Raw genomic sequence first — 25,673 nt, forward strand, 5'->3', positions numbered from 1 at the left:
TCGATGCCGAACCGTATTCTTCGGAGGGTCACTCGATTCGCCGCGTCGTAACTTCCGCAAATGCAGTCTGAGAATCAGGCATGGCAATATCCGCTATGTGGACGATCACGCCGACCTCTTATGCGTCTTCGAACGGTAGTGTGGATTGCCGAGCCGGAGCGGCCAGCCAGTCCCTCGCCGTCGATACCGCTTCCCGCAGAAAGGCCGCCAATTCCGGGTCGGACAGTTGCGCCCTATGCGTAAAGATTACCCGCACCCGATCTTCTAATCGATGCTGAGCACGCAATTCCGTGTCGAAGGGGAGGGCCGTCAACCGCCCCTGCGTGAAATGCGATTTGGGTGCGCGAAACACCAGATCGAGCGATTCCGATCGCTTCGTGAGAAGGTGGCCGAAAATCGGGCCCGATTCACCGAACCGGAAGGGAATGGACAGCCGATTTCCCGGGATGGGCACCAGGGTGGAATCCAATCCCAATAGGAGGTTCAACACGCCCTCCACCAAGCTGATCTCCCATTGCAGGCGTCTGCGGCTGACGAAGCCCCGGGGAGAGGTGTGCCAAGCCAACCCCAGCTTACCCCAAGGACGCAAGGCGTCGCCGAGCGATCCCTTGCCGCCGTCGCCGATGCGGAAATAGCCCTCGATCGCCTGATCCAGGAACTGCCGGAATTCGGGCCGATCGACTTCGCTCCACGACAGGATCCCCAATTCCACCTCTTGACGCGGTCGAATCAAGGTGACCTTGGTGCGGTTCTCGGTGCCGTACACCGGGATATCGGGGATGAGGTTGAACGGTTTGAGGTCCAAACGGGCCGTCAGCTCATCGCGCCGGAAGGTGTTCGCGGCCACGCGGAATTTGAGCTTCAGCAGCCACTCCTCGGCGGTCATGGCATGGAGAAACCAACCGCGCGAAACATCGGGGCCGATGATTTCCACGATGCTGCGGTGATTCCAATTGACCGGGGCGAAGCGGCCCGTCGCTTCGATCCATTCCACCACGGCTTCGAGGATGCGTCCTTCCCAACGGCGCGGTCTGCCGTTGCGGGCGATTCCGCCGTGGATATGCCACCGCGGACCGTCCACCTCCCACGGGGCCTTGGCGGATCGGCCGACCTCCTCGATCTCCATATCATCCGGGTTGCTCCGCATCTCCGCCTGGGGATCGAACCTCGCGCGCTCTTCGCAGGGACCGGCCGCCAGGACCGGCTCCAAGACCTCCGCCGTATAGGAACGGAAGGGCGGCCCTGCCGTGCCGGCTCTCTTGCGGCCGTTGCGTCCCGTTCTTTCCCGCCGGGCCTGTTCGTGGCGCACCACGTCCTCGGGGGTCCCCACGGCCACGACGTGCCCGCCCTCGTCGCCGGCCTCCGGTCCCAGATCGATGATCCAATCGGCCGTCTTGATGACGTCCAGGTTATGCTCGATGACCACCACCGTGTTGCCGAGGTCCGCCAACCTTTGCAACACGTTCAACAAGCAGCGAACGTCCTCGAAGTGCAAGCCGGTGGTCGGTTCATCGAGCAGATAGAGCGTGCGTCCGGTGTCGGGCCGGGCCAGTTCGGCGGCCAATTTGACCCGTTGGGCCTCCCCGCCCGACAGCGTGTTCGCCGGTTGACCGAGCTGCAAATAGCCCAGCCCCACATCGCAGAGCAGTTGCAGGATGCGGCGAATGCGCGGGATGTTGAAAAACAGCTTCAGGGCGTCGGCGCACGGGAGATCGAGTACGTCGGCGATCGACATGCCGCGATACCGCACGGCCAGCGTCTCGGCGTCGAATCGCCGCCCGCCGCAGGCATCGCAGGGGATCCAGACGTCCGGCAAGAAGTGCATCTCCACGCGAACCTTGCCGGCGCCCTCGCATTTCTCGCATCGCCCGCCCGGCACGTTGAAGCTGAAACGCCGCGGCGAAAAGCCGCGGAGCCGGGCCTCCGGCAACCGGGCGAAGAGTTCCCGAATCAGATCAAAAACGCCGGTAAACGTAGCCGGCGTGGAAGTCGGCGTCTGCCCCAACGGCTGCTGATCGACGCGAATGACCTTGTTGATCGCCCGCACGCCGCGAATCGAATCGTGGGCGCCGGGCGCCGTCTGCGCCCCGTGCAGCCGGCGAGCCAGGGCCTTGTACAAGATATCCTCCACCAGCGAACTCTTGCCGCTGCCGCTGACGCCCGTGATGACCGTCAACGTGCCCAACGGGATTCCCACGTGAATCCGTTTGAGATTGTTTTCCCGCGCGCCGACCACTTCCAACCAACCGTCCCCCGGCGGCCGTAACGACGCCCACGGGGGCGACTTCCTGACGCCGCCGCTCGTCCAATCCTGGACCGGATCAGGGAGCACGTCCTCGAGACGAGGCATCCGGCGATTGCTGGGAATGGGGACGGCCTTCTTGCCGCCGAGATAGGGTCCGGTCACGGATCGCGGAGATTCGGCCACGCTCCGAGGCCGGCCCTGGGCGACGATGTCGCCGCCGTCGCGACCGGCCCCCGGCCCGAAATCGACCAGATGATCCGCCGCCGCAATGACCTCGCGATCATGCTCCACGACCAGCAGCGTGTTGCCCATGTCGCGCAGCTTCTTCAGGGCCGACAGCAAGCGCCCGTTGTCCCGCGGATGCAGGCCGATCGTCGGTTCATCCAAAACGTACAGCACTCCGCACAGGCCGCTGCCCGCCTGCGCCGCCAAACGTATTCGCTGCGATTCTCCGCCCGAGAGCGTGGGAGCCGGGCGATGCAGCGTCAAATAGTCCAGTCCCACATCCACCAAGAATTGCACGCGCGAGCGGATTTCCTTCACGATTTCGCCGGCGACCTGCCGCTCACGGGCATCGAGCCGCCAGCCCGCAACCTCCGCCAGGAGCTTTCCCAAGGGAAGACGGCACCAGCCGTCGATCGTTCGGCCGCGAAATTGGACGGCCGCCGCATCCTCTCGCAGTCGGCTCCCGCCGCACACGGCACACTCCATTTCGCCCGTGAACGCATCCAGCTTGCGCCGCAATTGCGGGCTGCCTCGCGTCAGTTCGTCGAACGCCGGAACGATCCCCAGGAATTGAAAGCGAAAGATCTCCGGATCGCGTTCGTCCTCGCTCTCGGCCGCGGAGCCGTTCACATCCGATCGACGCACCGCGAACCAGCGCATTCCCGTCCCGCGGTAGAGCACGCGGCGGTGGTCGCTCGACAGCTCTGCGAAGGGGATATCGACCGGAACGCCGGTTTCCCGCCCGAGCACGGTCCAGGCCGCGCGGAGCAGCGGCGGCGGGACCTCGGGACCGAAAAGCAAGGCACCGTCCCGCAGACTGAGGCGAGCGTCCCGGATGAAAAGCTGGGGATCGGTCCCGGATTGCACGCCGAGTCCTTCGCAGGCGGGACACCAACCGAGGCGACTGTTGAAGGAGAAATGCTGCGGCCCCAGCGGCTCGAAACTGCGCCCGCACGATCCGCAAACCGCCGACCTGCTGTGAATCTCGGTCTTCCAGCGCGGCTCCGGCAAACGGTCATCGACTTCGGCCAGAACCAGCACGCCTTTCCCCAAGGCGAGGGCGTTTTCCACGCTTTCCGCCGTGCGGCTGCGTTGGTCTTCGGCCACCACGATGCGATCGACCACGGCCTCCACGCGATGGTTGCGGCGGCGGTCGAGGGTCGGCGGCTGATCGAGGGAATAGGTGACGCCGTCCACGCGGATGCGGGCATACCCCGACGCCCGCAACTCCCGGCACAACGACTCGAAATCATCGCCCGGCCCCAGTTCCAAGGGCGCCAGCAGCAGGATCCGCGTCCCCGCCTTGCGGCGCATCACCTTGTCCGTGATCTCATCCGTGGTCTGCGTGCCGACGGGCAAGCGGCAGTCGGGGCAGTGGGCTTGACCCAGCCGGGCCATCAACACGCGGAAGTAGTCGTACACTTCGGTCACCGTACCGACCGTGGAGCGCGGCGTATTGGCGGCGTGCTTCTGCTCGATGGCGATGGCCGGCGAAAGCCCCTCGATGTGCTCCAGCCGCGGTTTCTGCATTTGATTGACGAACTGCCGCGCGTACGTGCTCAAGCTCTCCACGTAACGGCGCTGCCCTTCGGCATAGATGGTATCCATCGCCAAGGAGCTCTTGCCGGAACCGCTCAATCCGCAAAAGACGGTCATGCGATCGCGCGGGATCTCGACGTCGATATGCTTCAGGTTGTGCTCGGCGGCGCCGCGAATCACGATCTTACGATGCGCCGCGGCTTGCTTGCCGTCGGCCTTCAAGCTGCGGAAGAAGTCGTCGCGGCCGGCGCCGTCCCGGAGGGCGGGAAGGGTGTGCCCCGCCAGCAGCGGCCGCAGAAACTTGCCGGTGTACGAAGCGGGATTTTGCGCGACCTGCTCCGGTGCGCCTTCGGCCACAATCCGGCCGCCGTCCTCGCCGCCTTCCGGTCCTAAATCGATGATCCAGTCGGCGGTCTTGATGACTTCCAAGTTGTGCTCGACGACCACCACGGTGTTGCCGCCGTCGACAAATTGGTGCAGGACCTTGAGCAGATTCTCGATATCGGCGAAGTGCAAACCGGTGGTCGGCTCATCGAGGAAGTAGATGGTGCGTCCGGTGCTGCGTTTGGCCAGTTCGCGAGCCAGCTTGACGCGCTGCGCTTCGCCCCCGGAAAGCGTCGGCGAAGGCTGCCCCAGCTTGAGATAATCCAACCCCACCGCCCGGAGCGTCTCCAACTTTTGGCGAATGGGCGGAATGTTCTCGAACAGCTCCATCGCCTGCGGGACGTCCATTTCCAGCACGTCGGCGATCGACTTGCCCTTGTACGTAACCTCCAGCGTTTCCCGATTGAACCGCTTGCCCTCGCAAACGGAGCAGGTGACCCAGAGATCGGCCAGAAAGTCCATCTCCAGCTTGACGGCGCCGTTGCCTTCGCAGGCCTCGCAGCGCCCCCCCGGCACGTTGAAACTGAATCGGCCCGGCGCGAAACCTTTGGCCCGGGCCGCCGGGAGCTGCGAAAACAATTTCCGGATTTCGTCGAAGAGCTTGGTATAGGTGGCGGGATTGGACCGCGGCGTACGACCGATCGGCGATTGGTCGATGGCGATCATCTTGTCCAGATGCTCCAACCCGTCGATCGCGTCGTGCCTCCCCGGCGTTCCCTTCCCTCCGTTGAGCCGAATGTTCAACGCCTCGACCAGAATATCGTTGACCAACGAACTCTTGCCCGACCCCGAGACTCCCGTCACGCATACCAACAACCCGAGCGGAATCCTGACGTCGATTCCCTTGAGGTTATTGTGCCGCGCGTTGCGCACGACGAGAAAGCGATCTTGCGGCGTACGCCGGGCGGCGGGCACCGGAATGCAGCGACTCTTCCCCAGGTACCGGCCCGTCAGGCTGCGGGGATTCTGCGTGATCTCCTCGGCGGTCCCCACGGCGACGACCTCCCCGCCGCGAACGCCGGGCCCCGGTCCGAAGTCCACGATCAGATCCGCCGCCCGCATCGTGTCCTCATCGTGCTCCACCACCACCACGGTGTTGCCTTGATCGCGGAGCCGGGCCAGGGTTTGCAGCAGGCGATCATTGTCGCGGGGATGCAGCCCGATGGACGGCTCGTCGAGAATGTACGTCACGCCGACCAGACCACAGCCCACTTGGCCGGCCAAGCGAATCCGTTGCATTTCGCCGCCCGACAACGTCGGGGCGGGCCGCGCCAACGTCAAATAGTCGAGTCCCACGTCCGCCAGGAATCGCAGCCGACCACGAATCTCCTTCAGCGGCTCTTCGGCGATGCGCCGAGAGATCTCGTCGAGTTCCAGGTCGCTGAAGAACGCCTGGGCGTCTTTGATGGAAAGTCCGCACACTGCCGGTAGACTCAGGTCGGGCGTTTCGGCAAAACCCGGAGCGCGGGTGCGAATCTTCACGGATCGCGCTTGCGCGTTCAGTCGCGCCCCGCCGCACGCCCGGCACGGCAACTCCTCCATGTATCCCGATAGCCAAGCTCGGAAGACGGGATCGTGCGTCCCGTACCAGTAGTCCTCCAAATCCGGAAGGATGCCGCGGAATTCCACCGTTTTCTTCGACACGCGGCGACCCGATTTGAAAGTGAAGGTGACGGCGAGGCCTTCTTCCAGCCCGTACAGAAAGGCATGTTGCACTTCGGGCGGCAAGTCCTCCCATGCCGTTTCCAGCGCCGCGCCTTTTTCCAGGCCGTAGCGTTTTTCCAAGTGCTCAGCGACGTACTCGAACGTCCGCCGCATGACCGGATCGATTTCCCGCCACGGCGGCAAAATCGCGAGGCACCCCTGCTGCAAGGACTTCGCGGAGTTCTTGATGACCCGCTCCGGCACCAGCGCTTGCGTCACCCCCAGTCCGTGACACGTGGGGCACATACCCTCCGGACTGTTGAAGCTGAAAAGCTGGGGACTCGGGGGGACGAAACTGAGTTGGCACGGGACGCAGGCATACTGGGTCGAAAACATCATCTCGACCGGACCGGTCCTGCCGTTCACCGAACCTTGCCCACGCGACGCTCGCCGGCGGGCAGCAGGCGACTCGGCCGCCGCGCCGTCTCCGTCGCTTTCCCCCGGCAGGTCTTCCTCCTCTCGCAAGACAAGGACGGTGCCGTTTCCCACCTTTAGGGCCGACTCCACGGCCTCGGCTAAGCGTCCCCGGGTCGCCGACTCCACCTTCAATCGGTCGATAACCACCTCGATATGGTGCTTCATGTGCCGCTGGAGAGAGATCTCCTCATCCAGCCGCATGACTCGGCCGTTGATCCTGGCTCGGTTGAATCCTTGCTTCGCGAGGTCGGAAAGCACATCGCGGTGTTCGCCCTTTTGTCCCGACACGACCGGCGCCAAAACCAGAACGCGACACCCGTCGGCGTCCACGCGGATGCGTTCCACGATCTGCTGCCGTGTCTGCGTGGTAATCGGGCGACCGCACTGCGGGCAATAACCGGTCCCCGCCCGCGCATAAAGAACGCGCAAGTAGTCGTAGACTTCGGTGATGGTACCGACGGTGGACCGGGGATTCTGCCCGGCGGTCTTCTGGGCGATGGAAATGGACGGGCTGAGCCCCTCGATACGATCCACATTGGGCTTGGGCATTTGGCCCAAGAACTGCCGCGCGTAGGTGGACAGGCTTTCGATATAGCGCCGCTGCCCCTCGGCATACAGCGTATCGAACGCGAGCGAGCTTTTTCCCGAGCCGCTCACCCCCGTCATGCAAATCAAGCGATTGCGCGGCAATTCGAGCTTCACGTCCCGCAAGTTGTGCTCGCGGGCGCCGTGAATCGAGATATGGGTAGCAGCCATGCCGGAAACGTACCTGCGGACGTAAGCGGGTTTCAGAGGAGGCCGGACCGAATCGTCAATTATAGGGACCGTGCCCGAGAGGCAACAAGGACGCAATTTGCGGGATGGAAATACCTTGGCGCCATGGTCCAAGGCGTGAGGCGTCCGCCGGTACTGCGCCGGGTTTACACGAGCCCCTCCTCAAGGCGAACCACGCCCCCGGCGTGCGGCGGAGTCGATTTCACACCCCCGGCATCGTCATGCCGAATGCCTTGAGCACCATGTGAAACACATCCCGATCACGAACCTGCCCCTCCGGTGCCAGCCCGGGTTGCGACGCCACGACGACCGTCTTTTGCGTTGCGTCCCGCGCGGGCGCCCCGTGGGATCCTTTCACAAGAGTCGCATCCAGCGGTATGCCCCTGATGGTGGGATCGAAGAACAACTCCACCGGATCGTAGCCGGGCTTGCGGTGGATGTCGACCTTCCGCGCGAATGGGGGGGCTCGGCGGTCGTCCAGCCAGTAGTAGTAGGCCTGCCAGCTTTCGGGGCTGGAGACGACGACGACCTCGCCGCTGCGAGGATGGTCGATGTGGTAGCGGCCGAGTCCTGCGCCGGCCAAGACTTCGGCCACACCCTCGCGCCCTTGGAACAGCTCAACGACCCGTCGCACAACGTCCGGTTCGCCGTGCCGCACGAAGATATGCGAGCACTGGTGGTCGGCCAAGGCCCAGGCTTCGCTTTCGGCAGTGTCTAGATATTCCCCGTCGCTCCCTTCCAAGACTTTCAGCAGGCCCGCCTCCCGCAAAATGCGGTTCGGATATAGGACATGCCGCACCGGGGTCATCGCGTATTCGCCCGCCACGATCCATAGCGGATTCACCCCCAGGACCTCGCGCATTCCCTCTTGGAGGCGTCCCAAGGCCGCGTCCAACTCTTGCACGGCCTCGTCGGCTTGCGGGGAATCCGGCCCATGCTTTTGGGCCGCATAATCGAGATGCGGCACGTAGATGTAGAACAAAGCGGGCCGATACAGCCGGGCCGCTTCGATCGCCGACTCGAATATCCACTGCGTGGATTCGATGCCGGCCAGCGGGCCCCAAAAGCGGTGCAGCGGAAAATCCCCGAACCGCTCGCGAAGACTCGCATAAAGTTCCTCCGGACGCGTGAAACACCACATCTTTTCCGACCCGTCCGGGAGGTGGATGGGCGCGGGCGTGCAGACGTAATCCGCCCCGCATTCCTTGCTGTGCAAGGGGAACCATACGGCCGTGGGAATGCCCTGTTCGTGGTGATAAAGCAGGTCCCACAATTGCGGCGCCTCGATGCACTCGTTGGGCGAGGTCCACATCTCGACCTCGTCCCGATCCCGCCAATAGAACCCGTTAGCGATGACGCCGTGGTCCGCCGGTGCGCGGCCCGTCGTCATGTTGGCCTGCACGGGGCAGGTCAGAGCGGGAAAGCCGGGCGTCAAGTCGGCGATCTCGCCCCCCGCCGTCATCTCGCGGAGATTCCGCATCTTCTCCACGTCTCGCTCGCGGAGGTTGGCAACCGACAGCAAGACCACGTATTCCGCGCGGGTGTTCATCACGAACTCTCTCCTAACCACATCCCGGATACCTCTTGTTCCACGTCGCACGTTCGCCACGTTGACGTGCTACGCCCTCGGCAACGAATCGAGCCGCGGTTTGAGAAAGGCGTAGGCTTCCGCCGCCGCCTGCAATCCCAAATGCCCATGGCGGCTCAACTCCACGGCCAATGCCCCTTGATAACCCATTTCGTGAAGGCTTCGCAAGACTTCCGTCCAATCGACCTCACCTTGCCCGAGCATCAAGTGCTCATGGGTGCCGCGCCGCGCATCGTCCAGATGGACGTGGATCAACCGCTCGCCGCAAAGGCGGAGGTATCTCCCGACGGGCAATTCACCCTGGCATTGCAGATGGCCGATGTCCAACGTCAAGAAAAGGTTGGGATGCCGTACGCGGTCCAAGAGCCGCAAACCTTTTTCCGTAGTGTCGATCCACATGTCGGGTTCCGGCTCGAAGGCTATCTTGATGTTGTGATCGGCCGCATACTCGCAGGTTTCCCTTAGCCCTGCCGTCAAACGTTCCCAAAGCGCGGACTCGGAGGACGGGTCGTCGGCGACGCGGCCGGACCAAAGCGAAACGCAACGGCTGCCGAGCGCGACCGCACAATCCACCGCATGGCGATAGAAGTCGAGCCGTCGCCGCCTTTCTCGGGAATCCGCCGTCATCAGGGAAGGTTCATGTTTTCGCCAAGGATCGAGCAGAAAACGGCCGCCCGTCTCGATGGCGGAATCCAAGCCGTAACGATCCAAGACGGCTTTCAAGTCGGCGAGTTGCCTCGGAGAGTGCGGGTGATTCGGGGCGAGCAGGTAGTGATCCACGGTCAAAGCCACGCCTCGGTAGCCGATCCGGGCCAGGCCGGCGACGGCAGCCAAGGGGTCGTGATGCGGCAGCCCATTGGTGTTGTACGCGGGGAACATGACTTCGTCTCGCAAGGATCGCGGATGGAACGCCGCAACGTGGGCCGCGAACACGGTCCGTTGAAGCACGCCGGTAGGCACGGCCGATGCGTGCCTGCGGCCATCCTTCACGTGGAGTACAGCCAACGGCCCAGCCATCCGGCGGGCAAGATCAAGGCCAAGACCGGAATCGCGAGTACCGGCCCCGCTACTGCGAAAACCGCCGCGGCGTCCAAGACCACGACGGCCAAGATCGCCTGCGTGACCACCAGTTGCACCCGTCGCGGTTGCGGGTTCTGGACCGCCCACAGGGTTCGCACGGTCAGCCACAGCGCGATCAGTGCCAGCAACGCCGCCCAACGCCAACGATCCACCGCCACGTTTTCGTAAACCATCCCGAAGATGCCGAATACGGCGATTCCCACCAGCCAATGCGTCCAGCCCAACGCCAGGTAGAAGCGTGACGAAACGGCCGTCTCCTGCCTCGCGAACCAACTGATGCCCGCGATGTAAATCCCCATTCCGACGGGCAGCGCCCAGTGCGGCAGGGTCCACACTAGGGCGGCGGGACTCATGGCCAAGAGCCAGTTCAGGCAGCGGCACAGCCCCATGGCGGCGGGGCCGAAAAGCCGATTCTTGGCAACCAAATTGTAGAAAACGATGCTCGACGTTAAGCAAACGGCCGTCACGGCGGTCGCCGCGGAGGACAGCACCAAAGCCACCGCGAAGGCCGCCAGCGTTCCGCCCGTCAACAGGACCACGGCAAGACGGAGGGCCGCTCGGGCGGAGACCGCCCCCGACGGGATCGGCCGATGCGGCGCCTCGCGAGCATCCCGATCGCGATCGACCCAGTCGTTCAGCGCCACCCCGCCCGCGTAGAGGCACAGCGAGGAAAGCACCAAACCCAGGAGCGTGTACTCGTCACCGCCCGTTCCCGCGGCGGCGGCCACCGCCGTCCCGGCCAAGACGTCGGCCGCCGTCGTAAACAGATTGGGCAGGCGGATCAACTGCAAATAACCGCGGATAGGATTCATGGGTATCCTCTTCCGCCGCGCGCCGAGGTCCATGCGAAAACTGCGTGGGCCGACATGCTGACGGCTTCAACCTCCCGCCGAGGAGTCGCCAAGCAACCGCTTCAAGTACGCCAGGGACTCGGCACCCGCCTCGTCCGGTTGATCGAGATACGGATACAGCTCGACGGTGACCCAGCCCTGATACCCGGAGTCACGGATGGCGCGCAATACGGCCGCCAAGTCGATCGCCCCCCGGCCGGGAACCAAATGGCGATGTCGCCGGTCGGGCGGGATGTCCTCGATGTGGTAGTGCCGTGTGTGGGACGCCAGTAGGGGGACCCAGTGCTGCGGCTCTTCGCCCACGCAGAAAAAGTGCCCGATGTCGAAGTTCAAGCCCAATCGAGGCGAATCGACCCGCTCCGCAAACTCCAGGTATTGCTCCGGCCGTTCGATGAGGAGTTCCGGCTCGGGCTCGATCAAGAGATCGACGCCCAACCGCTCGGCGGTTTCGACGCAAGGCATCAACTCATCGTAGAAGATTTGGAGGGCATGGCGTCGGGAATAGCCCGGCGGAATCGGACCGCCCGGCTCCGTCTGAAGCCCCGGCGCGCCCAGGGCCGCCGCCAGCTCGATCGCCCGCTTGGTATGCTCTCGGCGAATCGCCCGATACTCCCAGCTCGGCTCGATCCACGAGGGGTGCCAATACGGCTGCCGAGGATCCGCGACGGCATTCATCATGAAGGCGTTGATGTTGGCGATTTGAAGGCCGTGGCGATCCAGGGTTTCACGGATCGCGTCGGCGGTGCGAGGAAGCAGCCCGGCAGGCCAGGCATGCGGCACGTCCGCCAACAGTTCCAGGCCGGCGAAACCGAGGGCGGCGATGCGCCGCGCCGTCTCCTCCAGGGAAAACCTCATGTAAGCGTTGGAGCTGTAGGACCATTTCATCGAGCGAAATACCTTCTTGCGAGCAAGGACGCCTTTTCACCGGCGTTCCAGGGTGAAATTCCGGATCGAGGCGCCGTTCGGATATCGCCGAGCATCTCCCCTAGCTGCTCGCGCTGCGGTAACTCCGCAGGGCAAGGGTGAAGATCCAGCGACAGACGGCGAAACTCGCGGCCGCGGCGACCGGAGCGCCGAGCGCGAACAACCAGTCTCCCGTTGCCTGCGGATAGAGCGGTCGCACCAGTACGCGGGCCGGCACGTTGACGGCCACCAACACGGGAATGATAAACGAGAAAAACCAGCGGATCGGACTTCCCAGCCGGCCCTGGTAGATCTCCATGGGATAGCGGCTGAAGCTCACGATGTAAAACCAAAAATCCAAAAGCGAGGTATTCCGCCCCAGCCATACGCTCACCGCAGCAAAGCTGAATAGCAGACTGTACAGAATCACCACCCCGCAAATCAAGAACATCCCGTAGAGGGCCGCTTGCAACGGCCCGATGGGGGCTTGGATATGGGACGCGGAAACCAGCACCAAGGCAATCCCCACCAATAAGTTCCCGCTGCTGGACCATTCCACCCGCTGCAAGGAAACCAGGAACTGTGTATCGATGGGCTTGAGCAGGGCGAAGTCGAGCGTGCCCGTGCGAATCATCTCGCCGAATTCGTCGCCGTTGGTCATGAAGAACATGCCGGTCACGCTGTTGATGATCAGGCCCGTGCCGGCGAAGGCGAAGAACTCCCATTTCCCCCAACCCGTACCCGCGCCGATGGAGGGTGTATATTGGAAAATCAACAGATAAAAACCCAGGTTCATGAAGACCCACGACAGCGACGAGGCGAGTTCGATCAGGAAGTTGGCGCGAAAGGTCATGTCGCGGATCAGGCTGTTCCGCGCGAAGGTCAGGAAGACGGCCCAGGGACGAGCGAAGCGCGTCATCGACGATCACCCTCCGAAGGCGCTATAGCGGCGGGTGCCGCACCGCCAAGCCCAACGAGCCGACAAGAAGAAAACCAGCGTCCAGACCGCTTGCACGGCCAACCCTTGCGCCAAGGCCGCGCCCTGCACCTTCCCCAAGAACACCGCCGCCGGAAAATACGCCAGATATTGCAGCGGAATCATTTTCACGGCCGTCGCCCAAGGCTGCGGCAGCATGTCGATCGGGAACATGTGGCCCGAGAAAAAGAAACTGAGCAGCATATAGATGAACAGCAGCGAGCTGACCTCCAAGAACCAGAACCCCAACATGCCGATCGTGGCTTCCAGAAAGAAGCCCAGCAGGAACGCCATCAGCAGCGAGGCCGCGTACGCCGCCCAAACCCAACCCTGGGGAGTCTCCACGAAAAAGCCGCGGCACAAGTAAAACACCAAGGCGAACGGGATCAATGCCACGCCGTAATAGACCAGCTTGTGCGCGGTCCTGTACAGAAACAGGAAAAGCAGCATATCGACCGGCTGTACCAAGAATCGCTTGATGGTCCCGGAACGAATCTCGCGCGCGATGCCGGAGGCCAACCCCGGCATGCTGGAGAAGGCGCGGCTGAGCATGGTCAGCAAATAATAGGCCACCATGTCGTGATAGCGGTATCCGGCCACGGTGACGTCGCCGGTCATCACGGCCTCCATCGCCGAGAACACGGCCGCCCAGAGGAAGATTTGGGTGACGATCGGCAAGAACCGCATCAACGTCCCCAGCATGAAGTCACCCCGATAAACGAGGCGCTCTTCCATGCTGATGCGAAGGATCGTCCAGGCGGTGGATGCCGTGTTTGCCATTGGTACTTTGAAAAACCGGCTCGGCACGGGGTCGAGGATCTCGGAGGGTTCCGCAACACCCGGCGGGCCTTCCGGCGACGGGGCTTATGAATGGGCAAGCGACACCGAAGTCGCCGCTTCGTCCGCCCCTTGAGCGGCCGAAGCGAACAGCGACGAAACGACTTCTTCCAAAGGCGGATCTTCGACGCTTACGTCGTCGGCGGCGTACCGGGCCAACAGTTCCCGCAACGTCGCCGTGACCACCTGCCGATCGACGCGCAAGCGTACCCGCGGCGGCTCCTGCGACACGATCCGCCCGAATCGCTCCAAATCGCCGGGAATCTCGCCGTCGCTGAACAGCACCGAGATGATCTTGTATCCGCCGAAGCGCTCCACCAATCCGGCCAAGGAACCGTCGTAGATCAATCGCCCGCCCGCGATCACGATCACGCGGCGGCACAGCGCGGCCACATCCTTCATGTAGTGGCTGGTGAGGAGGATGGTCGTCCCCCGCGTCTGCTGGTAGTGCCGCAAAAACTGGTGGATGGTGAACTGCGCCGTCACGTCCAGCCCGATGGTCGGCTCGTCCAAGAACAACACGTCGGGAGAATGCAGGAGTGCCGCGATCAATTCCATGCGCATCCGTTCGCCCAGCGAAAGCTCGCGAACCGGCCGGTTCAAGAGCGACTCGACCTGCATCATGCCGGTCAGCTCGTCCAAGGTACGGCGAAAAACCGCTTCCGGGATGTCGTAGATTTGCTGATGCAGCCGAAAGGACTCCGCCGCCGGCAAATCCCACCAAAGCTGGTTTTTTTGGCCCATCACCAGGGCAAAACGCCGCCGATAGGCGTTCTCACGCCTCCAAGGGGTATATCCCAGTACCGAGGCCGATCCGGACGTCGGCGTGATGATTCCGGATAACAGTTTGAGGGTCGTGGTCTTCCCCGCCCCGTTCGGCCCCAAGAACGCCACGAACTCCCCCGGCTCCACTCGCAGGTCGATTCCCCGGACGGCCTCCACGTCGCGATATTCACGGCGAATCAACCCCACCAGAGATGGAAGCAGGCCTTCTTTTTTGGAGTAAACGCGATAATGTTTGGTGAGTTTGTTCGTCTCGATGGCATACATCATGCCCTGATTATAGTGGGCCGTCGAAAGCGGCGGAAAGTGGTGCGATTGTACGACCGGCCGGGCGGCGATATAATCCGTTTCGCGTTGCGGCCGCGACGATGCCGCATTTTTGCCGGTCGCTACCGCTTGCGGCGGGGCATCACCGGCATCCAAGTGGAAGTTGAATGGACGCTCCAAGAGAGGGAAACGTTTTGGAATTCCGTGTAGGGCTGGGGCATGACACCCACCGCCTGGGTGGGTCCGGGCCGATCATGATCGGAGGCGTCGCCGTTCCCTTCGACCGCGGGGCAGTGGGACACAGCGATGCCGACATCTTGCTCCACGCCGTGACGGATGCGCTGCTGGGAGCCGCCGGGCTGGGGGACATCGGACAATGGTTCCCGGACACCGATCCCGCCAATAAGGGTAAGGATTCCGCCGACATGCTTGCTTCGGCCTGGGCGGCGGTGCGGCAAAAGGGCTGGAGCCTCGTCAACCTCGATGCCATTGTCTTCGCCCAGCGACCCAAGATCGCCCCGTATCGGCAGGCAATCCAACGTCGCATTGCGGAGATTTTGGGCGTGGAACCGGAACAAGTCTCGGTAAAAGGAAAGACGGGAGAAGGAGTCGGTCCGATCGGAACGGAAGAGGCCGTCGCCGCGGAGTGCGCGGCCCTATTGATCCGTGAGGAACGGCGGTGATCCTCCGGCGCGTCATGGATTGCCCGACTTCCCGGCGCGGTCGCCGGACTCCTTGGCTTTCCACTCCCCGGACGACGATTCGGCGGAAGGTTCTCCGCGAAAAACAGGAACAATAAGACTCGCCGCTCAGGTGCCGCGTATGATCCAGGTTTACAACACGCTGACCCGTCAGAAAGAGCCGTTTCAAACGATTCGACCGGGAAAGGTCGGCATCTACCTATGCGGCCCCACGGTGTACAAGCCGAGCCACATCGGTCACATGGTCGGACCCGTCATTTTCGATGCCATCAAGCGATTCCTTCGTTACTGCGGGTACGACGTGACCTGGGTCGTCAACATCACCGACGTGGACGACAAGTTGATCGCGGAGAGTCAACGCCGGGGGATCGCGATGTCGGCGCTGGCCGAGGAAATGATCGCCGATTATATGCGGAACCTCGATGCGATGGGGATCGATACGATCGACCATTTCCCCCGAGCCACGGAGAACATCGAAAACATCATCCGCTTCGTACAGGATTTGATCGACCGGGGATTCGCCTACGAATCGCAGGGGGACGTCTATTTCGATGTGGGTCGTAAGGCGGACTACGGCAAGCTGAGTCGCCGCAGCCTGGACGCCATGATCCACGACGGAGGCGAAGGGGCGGACCGCAAACGATCCCCGTACGACTTCGCCCTTTGGAAAGGCGCCAAGCCGGGCGAACCGTCCTGGCCCAGTCCCTGGGGGCCGGGCCGGCCGGGTTGGCACATCGAATGCTCGGTCATGAGTTGCGGCCTGCTGGGCGAGACCTTCGATATCCACGGCGGCGGCTTGGACCTGGTTTTCCCCCATCACGAAAACGAGATCGCCCAAAGCGAAGCCCGCCACGGCAAGCCGATGGTTCGATATTGGCTCCACAACGGTTTGATGCAGGCCGCCGACGAAATCGGCAAGGTGGGCGGGCGCGCCACCCGACCGGCGGAAGACGATTTGGACGCCCAATCGGCGGGCAAGATCAGCAAATCCAAGGGTGCCGCTCCGTTTCGAGAATTGCTGCAAGAGTTCTCGGCCGAGACGATCCGGCTGTTCATCCTGTCGTCGCACTATCGCCGCCCGATCGAGTTCAGCGAACGCCGTCTCCGCGAGATCGAGACCGCCCTCGATGCGTTCTACCGCTTTTTCGAGCGGTTCGAGCGAATCACCGGCCGATCGTTCTACGTCCTGCCGGCTCCGACGCGCCGCGAAGACGGGGATCGGTCGCCCGGTGAAGACCCCTTCCTGCGCGACGTCGCCGAACGCCGAAAGCGTTTTCTGGAGATGATGGACGACGATTTCAACACGGGCGGCGCGATCGGTGAACTCTTCGAGCTCCTCCGGCGCTTGAACCGCTTCGTGGACGAGCATCGGCTGGAAGAGCCGACACGACGCTGCGCCGACTTGCTCGAGGCCTTGACGCGCGGGGCGACCGTGCTGCGGGAATTGGGCGCGATTCTCGGCATGTTCCGCAAACCGGCCGTTTCGGAGAAAGACAAACGCCCCGACGACGGCTTGACGCCGAAATTGCTGGACCTCTTCGTGGCGATCCGCTCCGAAGCCCGTAAAGCCAAGAATTTCGCCATGGCCGACCGCATCCGGGACGGCTTGGCCGAGCTGGGAGTCACACTGGAAGACCGCCCCGACGGGACGCTATGGCGTCTGCGCAACGACTAGCACTCCACGGGCGGCCCGCCACCGTTCACGCCGGCGACGCGAAACGAGCGAGGAGAATTCTCCCTTGGCCCAGGATCTCAACGGCCGATATCAAATCTTGGGGGTGGATCCCGGCCTCAACGTGACCGGCTACGCCGTGATCGAATCATCGCCGGAGGGGCTGCGTTTTTGCGAGGCGGGCGTCATTCGGGGCGGCAACGGAGGCTTGGGACCGCGGCTGGCATCCCTGTACTCCGGCCTGCGCGAACTGATCGAGACATATTCTCCTCGCGTGATGGCCCTGGAAGAGTTGTATTCCCACTACGACCGTCCGCGAACGGCCATCTTGATGGGCCATGCCCGCGGTGCCCTCTGTTTGGCGGCGGCGCAAGCCGATGTGGAAATCGTGTCCTACGCCGCCACGCAAATCAAGCGGCTTCTGACCGGTTCCGGCCGTGCACCGAAGAATCAAGTGCAACGGGCGATCCAGCGTGAGCTGGGGTTGCCGGCGCCGCCCGAGCCTCCCGACGTGGCGGACGCCCTGGCCATCGCCATCTGCCACCACTATCTGCGGACGAAAACGGAGTGGATGCAGGCGGCCGGTTTGTCGGGCCATTTGCCCGGCAAACGTTGACGCGCACGACCGACATCCGCCGTCGGCCCGAAGGTCAACCACCTTCCGTCGCGCGGAGAAAGGCGCGGGGCAAGAACCGCACCAGATCGGAGGCGATCATTCCTTGGTGCCCCAGCTCCGCGGCCGCCAGGTCGCCCGCCGTTCCGTGCAAATGGACTCCCAATTGCGCAGCGGAGAAGGGATCGAAGCCTTGCGCCCCGAGGGCGGCGATCAGACCGCACAGGACATCGCCCGACCCGCCCGTGGCCATGCCGGGGTTGCCGGTTCGGTTGAGGTAGCGCCGCACGCCGTCGGTCACGAACGTCCGGTGCCCCTTCAAGACCAAGACGACCCGCCAACGCGACGCGCAATCAGCCGCCGCCTCCCATTTTTCGTCCCAGGAGCGGACGCAGGCGGCCGAGGGAACCAAGCGGCGGAATTCGCCGGGGTGCGGAGTCAATACCCGAGGGCCGCCGGGCTCCGGAAGCGTGCCGTCGCCCCGTGCCAGGGCGTTCAGGGCGTCGGCGTCCACCACCATGGGCAGGGGACACTCTCGGTAGAGCCGTCCCACGAGTACGTCCAGCCCGAGCGACCTTCCCAAACCGGGCCCCAGGACCACCCAGTCGCATCCCGCCGCGCGGCGACGAATCAGGTCGTAGGCCGCCGCCCGCACCCGACCCTTCCGATCCGCGGGGAGAGGAAAGACCATATAAGAAGGCTCGAAACCGGCGGTGATTGCCAAACAAGGCTCGGGGACGGCTACCCGCACCAGACCGGCGCCGCCTCTCAAGGCCGCCATTCCGGCCAAGGCCGGGGCGCCCGCCATGCCCAGGCTGCCGCCGATGACGAGCACGGTCCCGAAATCCCCCTTATGCGACTCGGGCTGCCGCGGCGGGACCTTCGGCAGCGGTTCCCAACGTGCGGCGTCTTGCGGCTCTGCCGGGATCATCACGGCCTTTCTCCGCTACTCAACCGGTCGCCGCGCCCTGCTTGCTCCGCCGCAGCGCGGCATTCTTCGCAATCAAGCCGGCCACGTAGCCGCCCTTGAAGCCCGCGTCGATATTGACCACGACCACATTCGCCGCGCAGCTATTGAGCATGCTGAGCAAGGCCGAGACGCCGCCGAAGTTGGCGCCGTAGCCGACACTGGTGGGAACGCCGATGACGGGACAGGCCGTGAAACCGCCGACGACGCTCGGCAGCGCGCCCTCCATGCCGGCCACCACGACCACGGCGTCGGCATCTCGCAGCAGATGCAAATTCGCCCGCAAACGGTGCGGCCCCGCCACGCCGACATCTTGCACGAACCGCACCTCCGCCCCGGTCCAAAGAACCGTCTCCTTGGCCTCCTCCGCCACCGGCAAATCGCTGCTCCCGGCCGTGACGACGGTTACGATCCCGCGCACCTTATGCTCCTCGGCCGAGGACGCGAGCGGAACGCGAAACGTCCGCGCCACCGGGTTATATCGGGCTTGGGGAAATCGTCGCAGCAGGACCTCCGCCTTCTCTGCGGACACGCGCGTGGCAAAAGCATCGGCTCCGTTGGCGATCAACACGGCGAGAATCTTTTCCAACGCTTCCACCGTCTTTCCCTCGCCGTACACCACCTCGGGAAAGCCGCAGCGCCCGGCCCGGTCCAAATCCACCTGCGCCTCGCCCACATCGGCGATCCCCCACGAGGTGGCCCGATTCACGAAGTCTTCCACCGGCATCCGCCCGGCGACCAACTGCTCGGCCAATTCGCGGAGTCTTGCAGCGTCGAACATGTTCGCCTTTCGGGAAATGGAAACCTTCGCCCGGCCGAGGGCGCGTATCTCCCCTGCCAACCCGACCGAAACGTTCGGCGATGGACTCCCCACCCGCCGTGTCAGCGGGCGGGCGTGCTCGCCATGTCGTAACTGAGCATGGGGCACTGATAGTAGCCCATCGCGCCCATGACCACGTTGAGCCGATAGATCGGGTCTTGCAGCAGGCAGTCGCGGCGGTCCTGGGCGGGAATGGTCGTCACGTAAACCCTCAACTCGCCCGGCAGCGACATGATGATCTCTTCTCGCCAGTCACCGATCAAATCGACCGTCGCCACATACGAGCCTTCCAGCCGGGGGGCAAGCTCCGCTCCTCCATAATCGCGGATGGCCCGACCGAGGATCAATTCTCTTTGCGGGTCCGCGTCCCAATAGACGACCCGCGGACCGAACCCACCCAAATTCTCCTCGCTGATCACCTCGCCCTTGGCGCTCCAAAGCTTGGCCCAGGCGAACTTCTTCTCTTGGTCGGTGTCGGCGCTGTAGCATTCGGCGCCGGGATAGCGGGCATCGATGTCGCTGCACATCCCGTAGCTGTGCACATGCCGGGTGGGGCCGTCGTAACCCCACAGAATCTTGCCCGTCGCCGCCTCCACCATGCACATGCCGTTCTTGGGCTGTCGGGTTTCGATGCCGTAGTACATCTCCAAACCGGGCAGCGCGGGATCGAGATCGCCGACGTAGAGATGGTCGGGATGCCCCAAGCCCACCGACCACAGCGGCCGCCCGTCGTCATCGAGGACCACGGAACCGAGAATCACCTCGTCTTTTCCGTCGCCGTCCACGTCGGCGGCCTGGGTCCAATGGGCGCCCTGCCCCCACCACAGCTTTCGCGCCGCGGCGTCGTTACCGGCTTCGCGATTATCCCAGCGCCACTGCTCCTCCAGCTTTTGTTCCCGGTAGCGATACGCCACGACGATCATGCGGTTATAGGTACCGCGGAGGACCAAAAGCGACGGCGTCTTGCCGTCCAGGTACGCCACCGCCAACTGGTTGCGGGAGGCGTAGTTGTAACTGGGGAACTCTTCGCGGGCGGGCCAAGCCGTTCGAGTAACCTCGCGGCCGGTCGCGCCGTCCAAAATCGTGCAATACTCAGGCCCGCTCTGGACGCGGCCGTCGGAATCTCGGGGATCGCCCTCGCCCGTCTTGACCGCGACTTCAGCCTTACCGTCGCCATCCAGGTCATGGACCACGTACGGCGAATACCAGATTCCCCGCTCGATGGCCCAGCCCAGATCGTAACGCCAAAGCCGTTTGCCCTGTAGCGTGTACGCGTCGAGTTTATAAGTATCGGGGCTGGGCTTCCAATACTGCTCGTAGGGGTCGATGTTGTCGGCGGGGTGCTTGATCACAAGGTCGAGCGCCCCGTCGCCGTCCAAGTCGGCGATCCCGACTTTTTGAACCGTGACGCCTTCATCGAGGGGGATGGAAACATACGGTCTCGCCCCTTCCGCCACCACGACCGCCGCGGCTTCGCTCGGCCTCTGCTCCGGGCGACCCACTACCGCCCGCACGAAATAGCGCAGGTTTCCCCGGGGCGCGTTGATGTCGCGAAAGTCGGTGGTTTTCGTGACCGGCCTCGCGGTCAAACGAACCGCTCTGGCTTGACCGATTTGCCGGAAAACGTGAAACCCCACTCCGGAAGGATCGCTCTTCAACAGCCGCCAACTGACGTGCACTTGCCCCTGCTCTGCCGCAACGGCAACGACCCCGCGGTTCAGGTCTTCTCGCTCGGCGGCGGATACCGGCAGCGGGGAGAAAGCCCCAAGCAGGCCGACCGCGGTAAGGACCGCGGCGACACCGAAACTCAAACGGGATGGGGAACCACACATTCCCGCGTGGGAAACCGTTTCCACGAACGTCGGAAGCGACTGCGGCCGTCGGCGGGCAGAGAACATGGCGGGACCCTCCCAGGCTAAAGGCTGGAACACATCACGTAGCCACGGCTACCACGGCAACTTGGGATCGCCGCCGCCGAATCCAGCGCCCGACGGCGGCGGTTCACGTATTACAACATCCCCTGCGATTCCCGGAACCGGAGGGAATTCAGTGTGCAATTCGGTGTGCATCGACGCCGCGAACGGCCGTCAACCTCGCTTGTACTCGCCTACGTTGGGGACGCGGGGATGGACGTCCGGGCCGAAATACCGCAAGCCGACCAGCGGCTCGGTCCCGGTGTTTTCGATCACGATGCCGGCTCGGGCCGCTTCGTAAGTGATGAAGACCTCGTCGTCCGGCTCCTCACCGAAGCGGATCATGACCGGCGTCTGCAAGCGGAGCGAGCCCATCTTTCCGCAACCCTGGACGGTGATCCAACCGCTGGCCCCGGGATCGCGGAGGACGCACTTGGCTCCCGGCATGACCGTCAGCTCCTTGGCCGAGAAGAGCTGCTTCCCGTCCACCAAGCCGTACACGATCCATTTGTCGACGTATCCGTCTCCGGAATTCTCCTCGTCCACGATCGGTTCGAGGTAATTGTGCTCCTTGAAGTACGGATCTACGTTCTTTTCCCAATCGAGTTGGCTGATGATGAAGTCCAAATCGTGGTGCTTCTCCTTGGGAACGTCCTTGACGCACAGTTCCCAAGGCACGGCACGTCCTTCCACGAGGGACTGAAACATGCCGAAGACGTCGGAACCCCATTGCGGCTCGTAGGTGCAGCGGGACCCGGGGGCGTGCAGCACCCCGGCGGGAATGAGCCAGCCCGTCCCCGGCTTGAGCCGATACGCCCGCGACAGGTCCAGAATGCCGTTATCCCCCTTGTTCCAATCGGCCAGGCATTTCTTGACCTGATCCTTGGTGGTCCCCGGCTCCAAGCCCATGAAGGTGTAGTCGAAGTGGTTTTCGGCCGCATTCAACTGGGGCGGGAAGTAGTAGGCTTCGGGCTTGCCCTCTTGCCCGGTCAATTTGGCGAATTCCTGGGTTTGATGCATGTGATGGGGGATCGGCCCCGCATTGTCGAAGAACTTGGAATAGACGGGCCAGCGATGATACTTTTCCCAGATAGCCGGTCCGACAATCTTGGCTTGTCCTTCCTCGACCGCATCACGAAGCAGGAACTTCTGACCGTTGCAGCGGACCCAGCTCAAGCCCTCGTCCCAATTCCGGTTGTCGTTGGCGGCCTCAGTGGTGCTGGCAAACCATCGCTCGTCAATGCCGCCGCGATGGGCGCCCAGGGCGTACAAGTCTTCGTTCGCCAACTTGATCCGCCGACCGGGGTGAAGGAAGCTCCGCGGGACCCAGGTCGGAATCAACCGCAGCAAGCCTCCGCCGACATCCATGGCCTCTTGCAGAACCTTTCCCACATTGTCCTTTTTCACGATCGTTGACGTGGCCATCGTTCCAAAGCTCCTTTAAGATGCCGGTAGTACGACTTTCCGCACGCTGACCGATTCGAAACCTCCCCTCGCGCTCGAAAAGCACGGGAAGATAGCCGCACAATCTACCGCCGGTGCGCTATGAGCGAGCCCGCCGGCGGCCGATCAAGCCGCCCGATACGGCGTTCCGACATTATTATGCCGAGAACCCGTCGCGGGCAAGCATGGTGACCGTCCTTTTGGGGATTACGCGCCGCGTCCGCTCCGGTCGAAGTATTCCAAGGCCTTTTCGACATGCCGATCCCGGAAGTCATCCGGCACGTTCTCGAATCCCACCGGTTTGGAACTTCCCGCGGTGCGATACATGCCCCGCAGCGCCCGGGCCAGAATCTGCAATTCCACCTCCTTCTCATCCAATGCGACTTCGTAACCGGGATCGGGTTTGACGCCCCAATCGTCCTCGGGTCGAGCGTGGACCGAACGGTGAATATTCTTCCCGCTGGGCCGCCGGTACGAAGCCGTCGTGAGCTTCAGCCTTCCCAAGCCGGGCTCCATGTCGAGCAGCTCCTGCACCGTGCCTTTGCCGAAGGAACGCTCGCCGATGATCACCGCGCGTCCGTGATCCTGCAAACAGGCCGCGACGATCTCGCTGGCGCTGGCGCTGAAGCGGTTGATCAGTACGGCCAAGGGGGTGTCCGGGCAAATCGCCTTGCCCGAGGCGGCAAACCGTTCTTTGACGACGCCGGTGCGCGTCTGCGTCGTGACGATCACGCCGGAACGGACGAAGGCATCGCAGACTTCGACCGCCACGTCGAGCCTGCCTCCGGGATCGCTCCGCAGGTCCAGGATGATGCCTCGAACGCCCTGCTCCATCAGCCGTTGCAAGACCTCGCGGAGCCGGTCGTCCGTCTCGTCGGCAAAGGTGTCGATGCGGATGAACCCGATGTCGGGACGCTCCGGCAGCGTGTAATTCCATGTGCCGTCGGCATTGCGGGTATCGCCCAGCACGGTTTCGCCTTGAATGATTTCACGGGTCAAGGACAAGCGTCGCGGTTCGCTTTCGCCGCGCGATTGGACGGTCAGCACGACCTGCGAGCCCGGCTCTCCGCGGACGAGGCGGCTGACTTCATCCAAATTGGCGTTGGAAACATCGTGGTCGTCCACCGCCAGCAGGCGATCACCGGGCCGAATACCCGCTCGCTGCGCGGGCGTCCCCGGCAGGGCCGTCGTGACGATCACGCCCCGCGTATCGGGGTCTACGTGAATCTCGATTCCCACCCCGCCGAATTGGCGGTCCAGCTCTTCGTCGAATTGGGCCAGCTCTTCGTCGCTGATGTAGGCGGAATAGGGGTCCAGCTCGTCCGCCATTCCTCGCAGGGCCGCCTCCGCGAGTTCCTTTTGCGACCGCGGCTCAAGGGCCTTCTGATGTATCTGCTCCAAGGCGTACATCAATGCCCGGCCGTAGGGCGAGCTGCGAAACGCACACAACAGCGAAAAGACGACCGTAAACAACAGAATCTGAAGATTGCGTCGCGGCATAATTCAAGACGCTGGAATGAATCGTATTCAGGAAGGATCGCAACGACGTTCCCCGACATCAGGCAGCACCGCGAGAAACCGCGAGGCCGCGCCCGACTATCTTGACGGAGTCTCCCGTCTCGCCGACGAAGGCAATCGCCCGCCGGGTCGGGCGCCCCGCCGAGCAAAACGGCCGCTTGCCTCTTATAATACCGTTTTCGCGGAAGAATTTTGCCCGGTGCGCCGACGTTCAGGACCGGAACCGTCCGAGGAGGACCGCGGCGAAGCCCGCAGAAAGGGAAGAGCGGCCTCCAGCCCGCGCGTCTCCCTCGCGCAGAGACGCCGAGCGACGGACTCAGAAGCCGAACTTATAGGAGAACGAATCGTGGCGGATGTCGAGCGTGTGATTATTATCGGCAGCGGACCGGCCGGCTGGACCGCAGCAATTTACGCCTCCCGCGCCGCACTGCAACCTCTTCTCTTCGAAGGCGCGATTAGCGAAAAGAATGCGCAGCAGGGCACCCTGCCGCTGGGCCAGTTGGCCCTGACCACCGAAGTGGAGAACTTCCCCGGTTTCCCGCCGGGCGACCTGTCCTCCTTCTTGGAAAGCTCTCTGCCCGAGGAACGCCGAGGCTATCTGCCGCCGCACGGCAAGCACGGGGTGAGCGGCCCCGAGTTGATGGAGCTGATGCGGGCTCAAGCCGTCCACTTCGGTACCCGCGTCATCACGGAGGACGTCACGCGCGTGGATTTCTCCGGCCGACCCTTCCGCCTGCAAGCCTCGGACGGCAAGGAATACCAAGCTCAGGCCGTGATCGTGGCGACGGGCGCTCGGGCCAACTATCTAGGCTTGCCGTCCGAAGATCGATTCAAGAATCGCGGGGTCAGCGCCTGCGCCGTCTGTGACGGCGCCCTGCCGCGATTCCGCAACCAACCGGTGGCCGTCATCGGTGGAGGCGATTCCGCCGTCGAAGAGGCGACCTATCTGACGCACCATGCCTCCAAGGTCTATTTGGTGCATCGGCGCGACGCCCTGCGGGCATCCAAGATCATGGCCCAACGCGCCATGGACAATCCCAAGATCGAGATCATCTGGAATCGTGTCGTGGGCGAAGTCTTGGGCGATGACGAAAACGGTGTTACCGGTGTCCGATTGACGAGCACGGTGGGGGAAGAAGACCTGACGCTGGAGGTCCGCGGGATGTTTCTGGCCATCGGCCATACCCCCAACACCGACTTCCTGCGAGGACAACTCGAACTGACCGAAAAAGGCTACGTCAAATGGACCAAGCCCTTCCGCACCTACACCAGTGTGGAAGGCGTCTTTGCGGCGGGAGACGTGGGCGACGACTATTACCGACAAGCGGTGACGGCGGCGGCGAGCGGCTGCATGGCGGCCTTGGACGCGGAGCGCTGGTTGGCCGCCCAGGGCATTTGACCCCAATCGGCCGCGCTGCCCAACAGCGACGACCGCCGACGACCGAGGCAATCC

At 63.5% G+C, this 25,673-nt stretch carries 17 protein-coding genes; 4 read left to right on the forward strand and 13 right to left on the reverse strand.

The genetic code is table 11. The features are described from left to right. Positions 1-118 precede the first annotated feature (118 nt). The 8 genes from uvrA to ACZ5B4_RS10430 all read right to left on the reverse strand — a co-directional run bounded on the left by uvrA (position 119) and on the right by ACZ5B4_RS10430 (position 14,573). A complete protein-coding gene (uvrA, locus tag ACZ5B4_RS10395) occupies positions 119-7,270 on the reverse strand; it encodes an excinuclease ABC subunit UvrA (protein ID WP_464911160.1) in 7,152 nt (2,383 codons plus the stop codon). A gap of 220 nt (positions 7,271-7,490) precedes the next feature. After that, positions 7,491-8,837 carry an alkaline phosphatase family protein gene (locus tag ACZ5B4_RS10400; RefSeq protein ID WP_464914017.1) on the reverse strand — a complete coding sequence of 449 codons (1,347 nt, stop codon included), beginning with the start codon at positions 8,835-8,837 and terminating at the stop codon, positions 7,491-7,493. 69 nt (positions 8,838-8,906) lie between these two features. Next, positions 8,907-9,755 (reverse strand): sugar phosphate isomerase/epimerase family protein, encoded by an 849-nt coding sequence (locus ACZ5B4_RS10405; protein WP_464911161.1) that lies wholly within the window; start codon positions 9,753-9,755, stop codon positions 8,907-8,909. Between the two features lie 107 nt (positions 9,756-9,862). After that, complete coding sequence (locus tag ACZ5B4_RS10410; protein ID WP_464911162.1) at positions 9,863-10,768, reverse strand: UbiA family prenyltransferase; 906 nt, start codon at positions 10,766-10,768, stop codon at positions 9,863-9,865. A 66-nt stretch (positions 10,769-10,834) separates the two neighbouring features. After that, entirely contained in the window at positions 10,835-11,692 is an 858-nt protein-coding gene (locus ACZ5B4_RS10415) for a sugar phosphate isomerase/epimerase family protein (RefSeq protein WP_464911163.1), read from the reverse strand. Positions 11,693-11,792: 100 nt separating this feature from the next. Next, positions 11,793-12,629, reverse strand: a complete 837-nt coding sequence (locus ACZ5B4_RS10420; RefSeq protein ID WP_464911164.1) for an ABC transporter permease — start codon at positions 12,627-12,629, stop codon at positions 11,793-11,795. Between the two features lie 6 nt (positions 12,630-12,635). Further along, positions 12,636-13,466 carry an ABC transporter permease gene (locus tag ACZ5B4_RS10425; RefSeq protein ID WP_464911165.1) on the reverse strand — a complete coding sequence of 277 codons (831 nt, stop codon included), beginning with the start codon at positions 13,464-13,466 and terminating at the stop codon, positions 12,636-12,638. Between the two features lie 84 nt (positions 13,467-13,550). After that, complete coding sequence (locus ACZ5B4_RS10430; protein ID WP_464914018.1) at positions 13,551-14,573, reverse strand: ABC transporter ATP-binding protein; 1,023 nt, start codon at positions 14,571-14,573, stop codon at positions 13,551-13,553. Positions 14,574-14,740: 167 nt separating this feature from the next. Here ACZ5B4_RS10430 and ispF point away from each other — a divergent pair, with 167 nt between their 5' ends. The 3 genes from ispF to ruvC all read left to right on the forward strand — a co-directional run bounded on the left by ispF (position 14,741) and on the right by ruvC (position 17,562). Beyond that, positions 14,741-15,256 (forward strand): 2-C-methyl-D-erythritol 2,4-cyclodiphosphate synthase, encoded by a 516-nt coding sequence (ispF, locus tag ACZ5B4_RS10435; RefSeq protein WP_464911166.1) that lies wholly within the window; start codon positions 14,741-14,743, stop codon positions 15,254-15,256. 139 nt (positions 15,257-15,395) lie between these two features. Next, positions 15,396-16,949, forward strand: a complete 1,554-nt coding sequence (cysS, locus tag ACZ5B4_RS10440; RefSeq protein WP_464911167.1) for a cysteine--tRNA ligase — start codon at positions 15,396-15,398, stop codon at positions 16,947-16,949. A gap of 64 nt (positions 16,950-17,013) precedes the next feature. Beyond that, the gene (ruvC, locus tag ACZ5B4_RS10445; RefSeq protein ID WP_464911168.1) at positions 17,014-17,562 is read left to right on the forward strand and encodes a crossover junction endodeoxyribonuclease RuvC; all 549 of its coding nucleotides are present in this window, start codon (positions 17,014-17,016) and stop codon (positions 17,560-17,562) included. Between the two features lie 34 nt (positions 17,563-17,596). On the opposite strand, the gene ACZ5B4_RS10450 is transcribed toward ruvC, so the two are convergent. The 5 genes from ACZ5B4_RS10450 to ACZ5B4_RS10470 all read right to left on the reverse strand — a co-directional run bounded on the left by ACZ5B4_RS10450 (position 17,597) and on the right by ACZ5B4_RS10470 (position 24,202). Beyond that, complete coding sequence (locus ACZ5B4_RS10450) at positions 17,597-18,490, reverse strand: NAD(P)H-hydrate dehydratase (RefSeq protein ID WP_464914019.1); 894 nt, start codon at positions 18,488-18,490, stop codon at positions 17,597-17,599. A gap of 19 nt (positions 18,491-18,509) precedes the next feature. Continuing rightward, positions 18,510-19,307, reverse strand: a complete 798-nt coding sequence (gene larB / locus ACZ5B4_RS10455; RefSeq protein WP_464911169.1) for a nickel pincer cofactor biosynthesis protein LarB — start codon at positions 19,305-19,307, stop codon at positions 18,510-18,512. Between the two features lie 101 nt (positions 19,308-19,408). Beyond that, positions 19,409-21,244, reverse strand: coding sequence for a rhamnogalacturonan lyase family protein (locus ACZ5B4_RS10460; RefSeq protein ID WP_464911170.1), 1,836 nt, complete (start codon positions 21,242-21,244; stop codon positions 19,409-19,411). 189 nt (positions 21,245-21,433) lie between these two features. Further along, a complete protein-coding gene (locus tag ACZ5B4_RS10465; protein ID WP_464911171.1) occupies positions 21,434-22,684 on the reverse strand; it encodes a hypothetical protein in 1,251 nt (416 codons plus the stop codon). A 225-nt stretch (positions 22,685-22,909) separates the two neighbouring features. Further along, a complete protein-coding gene (locus ACZ5B4_RS10470) occupies positions 22,910-24,202 on the reverse strand; it encodes a S41 family peptidase (protein WP_464911172.1) in 1,293 nt (430 codons plus the stop codon). A gap of 364 nt (positions 24,203-24,566) precedes the next feature. On the opposite strand from ACZ5B4_RS10470, the gene ACZ5B4_RS10475 reads away from it, so the two are divergent. Next, positions 24,567-25,619 (forward strand): thioredoxin-disulfide reductase, encoded by a 1,053-nt coding sequence (locus ACZ5B4_RS10475; RefSeq protein ID WP_464911173.1) that lies wholly within the window; start codon positions 24,567-24,569, stop codon positions 25,617-25,619. Positions 25,620-25,673 lie beyond the last annotated feature (54 nt).

It is taken from the genome of Thermogutta hypogea (assembly GCF_055386265.1).